The following is a 4,687-nucleotide window of genomic DNA, read 5'->3' as shown; positions in this document are numbered from 1 at the left end:
CTGGGGCTGAAAGTGGCAAAACTGCTTGCTTGGTTTCCATTCAGGAATTACTAACAGCGTAGACCGTCCGTTCGCTTCGTATACCGTCAGCGTCACAAATTGACACCAATTTATCATTCTTCACGAAGTATGTGCTAAAATCTCTTGACAGCACCTCACAAAATATGTTATCTTTTGTAAACATCCTTGAAAAGATATGACCTTTTCTGGGGACAGAACACAAACCGATTTTTCTCTGGAGGAAAGACCCATGAAACAGGAGATCATCCGTAAACTGAGCGCTGCCGTGGCCATGAGCCTCGTTGTTGGCGTCTCTCTGGCCGCCTGCGGCGGCAGCAGCAGTTCCACCGCTGCCAGCGCGACCAAGACCGGCTCTGCCGACGGCTTTGGCGGTGCTGTCACCGCCACCCTGACCGTGGATGCCAATGGCACTGTTACCGACTGCAAGCTGGAAGGTGCACAGGAGACCGAGAACATCGGCGGCGCTGCACTGGAAGAGCTGTCCAAGCAGGTCGTGGCCGCCAACGGCCCCGCCATCGACGGCGTTGCCGGTGCCACGGTGACCACCAAGGCTGTCCGGAAGGCCGTTGCCGCCGCACTGGGTGTGGAGCTGGCCGAAGAAGCCCCCGCCGACTCTGCTGCCGCAGCCCCCGCTGAGCCCGCCGCCATCGTCCCGGTGGAAGGCGGCATCCAGATCGGGCAGGCCTATGCTGCCGCCCACGGCACCAAGTGCTTCACCGAAGCGGTGGCTGTGGTGAAGGATGACGTCATCCTCGCCGCCTACCTCGACGATTTTCAGTTCACCAGCACCGATGCAGGCGTGACCGCCGTGCCCAACTCCGACTCCGACTTTGCCGCAGGCTACGCCGAGGGCAAGGTGCTGATGTCCAAGCGGGCCAACGCCGATTATTACAGCAAGATGATGGCTGAAAAGGGCGGCTCCACGGTCGCTCTGGATGCAAACTTCGACGCCATCCAGAACTTTGCCGTCGGCAAGACCATCTCCGAGCTGGAGGATGTAGCCGCCAAGGGTGCCGAGGCTGTGGACGCCGTCTCCGGCGCAACGCTGGTGGATACCGCCGGTTATCTCTCTGCCATCGTGGATGCCGCCAAAAACGCCCAGACCACGCAGGCCGTGGAGTTCAACGGCAGCTCCGAGGACCTGAAGCTGAATGTGGTCTATGGGGCCGCACACGGCACCAAGTGCTTCACCTCCGGCGCTGTCGCCACCGCCGGGGACACCATCGTGCTGAGCTACATTGACGAGTTCCAGTTTGCCGGTTCGGACGCTGGGGTCGTCGGTGTGCCCAACTCCGATTCTGACTTCGGCACAGGCTACGCCGAGGGCAAGGTGCTGATGTCTAAGCGGGTCAACGCCGATTACTACAGCAAGATGATGGCCGAAAAGGCTGGTTCCACCGTTTCGCTGGATGCCAACTACGACGCCATCCAGAACCACGTGAACGGCATGAGCATTGCCGACGCCGAGGCTCTGAGCAAAGATGAAAAGGCTGTGGACGCCGTTTCCGGTGCCACGCTGGTGGATACTGCCGGCTACGTTGGTGTGCTGGTGGATGCCGCAAAGTAAGGCAAGAAAAATAACGTTCCTCTGAACACAGCAGCGCCCGCCGGGAGATCTCCCGGCGGGCGCTGCTTATAAACAGAACACCCAATAGGCCGATGATGCACCATGCTGAAACGGTAAGACAGATATCGTACATTGCTCCTTGCCTCCCTCTTATCTCTTGTATGGCTTGATTGTATCTTATTCCTCCGATTTCACACATTCGGCATAGGTTAATGGGAACGAGGCTTTCAGGACAGCGCTTTTCCGCACCGTCCAGCCATTTTGCCGCAGGAAACGCAGGTATTCCTCGCTCGTCCATCTGCTGTGGAGAGGGAAGCCCGCCAGCTTCATGAAAAATGCCTTGACCTTGCCGGAAAACGAGTTCCCCGCGTGGGTGAAGGTCGGCGCGATGAGCACGCCGTCCTCTTTCAGCACCCGCTTGATTTCTTGCAGGGCTTTTTCCGGCTGCGGCACGATGTGCAGCGCATTGGACACGATCACCACATCAAAGGACTTATCCGCATAGGGCAGGCTGAACATATCCTGTACGGAAAAGTGCAGCTTGGCAGAGTGGTTATCACGCTTGGCCTCGGCAATCATCTCCGCGGAGGCATCCGTCGCCTCGATGTGCGCTGCTGCGTTCACAATGTGCTTTGCAATCAGTCCCGTGCCAGTCGCCAGCTCCAGCACCGTTTTGGCTTTCACCACCGGCCGGATCATCTTATACATCTCTTCGTATGCCGCCCGATCCTTTCGCATAAAGCGGTCGTAACGACCGGCATTTTTGTCCCAGAAGGTCTTTCGTTCTTTCATAGCCGTTGCCCTTATCTCTTCTTTATTTTTTGCCGCATTGCGCCTCTCGGAAAGGATTCAAAGTGCCACTAAATTTTCCCGTGCAGGTATCTGTCCCGCCGCTCTCTGGCGTATTCCAGCAGTGCATTGCACGCCGGACAAAGCGCCTCGCCCCTTGTCCAATGCACACCACAACAATACCGGCGCACCATGAGGGTAACGGTTTCGATCTCCTTTTCCTTGTTCAAGTTCTGAAGTCCTTTCTGTTTTATACATAGTTAACCATCACTAACCATCTGGTGGAAGAAAAGGCAGGCCACCTGTATGTAGTCTGCCTTTTGCCTGATGCGAAAGCCCGCAGACACGCGGGGCTTACAGCACCAGCGAGGGCGCGGTGTAGACCCGTGCCTTCAGCTCGCTGTTTAGCATATACAGCCCCTTGCTGTCACCGCCGAACAGATCCATCTTGGTAATGAGGTCAGCGGCGTTCTTCTCCTCCTCACCCTGTTCCTTGATGAACCAGTCCAGCATCTGCATGGTGCGGAAGTCCCTGACCTCGTATGCGGCGGCGTAGATGGCATTGATGCTGGCGGTGACCAGCATCTCGTGTTCCAGTGCTCTTTTCAGCGGGGCCATGTGGTCGCCTCGTTCCCACTCCGGCTTTGCGATAGCCTCAAAGGTGACGCCCTCGCCGTTATTCTGCAAATACTGACAAAACAGCATGGCGTGATCCCGTTCCTCCTGCGCCTGTACCCGGTACCAGTTCTCAAAGCCGTCCAGTCCGACGGCGGCGTAGTAGTTGGCAAAGTCCAGATACAGATAGGCGGAGTAGAACTCCTTATTGATCTGCTCGTTGAGCAGAAGAGATACGTTAGCGTTCATGATACTTCTCCTCCATAAGATTGTCTTTTCCTGCTCCCGGCATGGGGGCAGATATACCGTACCCAGAGCGATGCTGGGATGCTCCCTTTTCATCTCCAGGAACACCTGCTCCGCCTTGGGATGCTGCTGCAGCTCCGTTACGGCGGCCAATATCTCCTCTGCGTATTTTGGCATACCGCCAACTCTCCAAATGCAAGAATGAATCTTAATATTTTGCTTTTATTATACCTATATTTTTTTCTCTGTCAACAACCACAAAGGGCTTGCGCTCCAAAAGCTGCCTCGAAGCCGATTTTCTCAAATTATGTGACGCTGTCACAGTAAAACCGCTTGTCACGCGGTATACTACGCATAAAAACACAGCCGCAGAGTACATCTGCGGCTGTGTTTTGTGTTCAGTTGCTCACTGTTGCGTGGACTGGATATGGAGAGACAACATATCTCCCGATCTTACATGGGTTATCTTATCTGCCATCACTCTGTCAGTTTGCCTTACAGATATGTCGGCATCCCCACTGCGGTCGTATCCGGCCTGACCTTAAACATGGCTTTTTCAATCTACCTCCCTTATCGGTTTTCCGCGATATATTTCTCCGCCATGTGGACTGCCACCGCGCCGTCCGCCACAGCGGTGACCACCTGACGGAGGGGCTTCGTCCTCACGTCGCCCACGGCGTAAACGCCGGGAATACTGGTTTCCGTGGTCTCTCCGGCCACGATATAGCCGCCGCCGTCCAGCGCCAGTTGACCCACCGCCAGCGCCGTGGCGGGCTGTCGGCCCACGCTGACAAATACGCCGTCGCAGTCCACCACGCTTTCCTCACCGGTGACGGTGTCCCGCAGGCGGACGCCGGTCAGCCTGTCCCCGGAAAGCAGCGCGGAAACGACGCTGTTCCAACGGAATTCCACGTTTTCGGCCTGTGCCAGCGGCTCGTGATAGCTCTTGGTGGCCCGCAGGGTGTCTCTGCGGTGGACGAGGATCACTTTTTTCGCCACGCGGCTGAGAAGGAGGGCATCTGCCGCGGCGGAATTGCCGCCGCCCACCACGACCACCGTTTTGCCCTTGTAAAACATCCCGTCGCAGGCGGCGCAGTAGGCCACGCCCCGGCCCAACAGCTCCGTCTCTCCGGCAACGCCCAGCGTTCTGGGATCTGCGCCGGTGGCCAGCACCACGGTTTTCCCCCGGAAGATCCCCTCGCTGGTCTCCACGAGCTTGGGAACCGCCGTCAGATCCATGCGGAGAACTTCCGCGTATTCGCTGCGTGCCCCAAAACGCTCCGCCTGCTTTTGCATCTTCTCCGCCAGAGAGAAGCCGTCGATCCCGTTCTCAAAGCCGGGGTAGTTGTCGATCTGCTCGGTCAGGGCCATCTGCCCACCGGCGGACAGTTTTTCCAGCACGATGGTGTCCAGCCCCGCCCGTGCCGCGTACAGGGCGGCGGTGTAGCC

General features: G+C 57.4%; 5 protein-coding genes. 1 reads left to right on the top strand and 4 read right to left on the bottom strand.

The genetic code is table 11. The features are described 5' to 3' along the window. The first annotated feature begins 250 nt into the window (after positions 1 to 250). The gene (locus tag QZL71_RS12750) at positions 251 to 1,588 is read left to right on the top strand and encodes an FMN-binding protein (protein ID WP_294649085.1); all 1,338 of its coding nucleotides are present in this window, start codon (positions 251 to 253) and stop codon (positions 1,586 to 1,588) included. A gap of 177 nt (positions 1,589 to 1,765) precedes the next feature. Here QZL71_RS12750 and QZL71_RS12745 read toward each other — a convergent pair whose 3' ends face one another. From QZL71_RS12745 to QZL71_RS12735, 4 genes are all read right to left on the bottom strand, one after another. Beyond that, positions 1,766 to 2,380: a class I SAM-dependent methyltransferase gene (locus QZL71_RS12745; RefSeq protein ID WP_294649082.1), complete on the bottom strand. Its 615-nt coding sequence runs from the start codon at positions 2,378 to 2,380 to the stop codon at positions 1,766 to 1,768. Between the two features lie 68 nt (positions 2,381 to 2,448). Next, a complete protein-coding gene (locus QZL71_RS13315; RefSeq protein ID WP_363912711.1) occupies positions 2,449 to 2,607 on the bottom strand; it encodes a nitrous oxide-stimulated promoter family protein in 159 nt (52 codons plus the stop codon). A 124-nt stretch (positions 2,608 to 2,731) separates the two neighbouring features. Next, on the bottom strand, positions 2,732 to 3,244 hold the full coding sequence (locus tag QZL71_RS12740) for a ferritin (protein WP_055185902.1): 513 nt from the start codon (positions 3,242 to 3,244) through the stop codon (positions 2,732 to 2,734). A gap of 564 nt (positions 3,245 to 3,808) precedes the next feature. After that, positions 3,809 to 4,687 (bottom strand): NAD(P)/FAD-dependent oxidoreductase (locus tag QZL71_RS12735; RefSeq protein ID WP_294649079.1); only part of this gene is annotated, 879 nt, incomplete at its 5' end.

The sequence above is a fragment of the uncultured Faecalibacterium sp. genome, from assembly GCF_900066275.1.
GTDB classification, from domain to species: Bacteria; Bacillota; Clostridia; order Oscillospirales; family Ruminococcaceae; genus Faecalibacterium; species Faecalibacterium taiwanense.
Note: the sequence above shows the minus strand (reverse complement) of the source record. Positions and strands in the feature narration are given on the sequence as shown.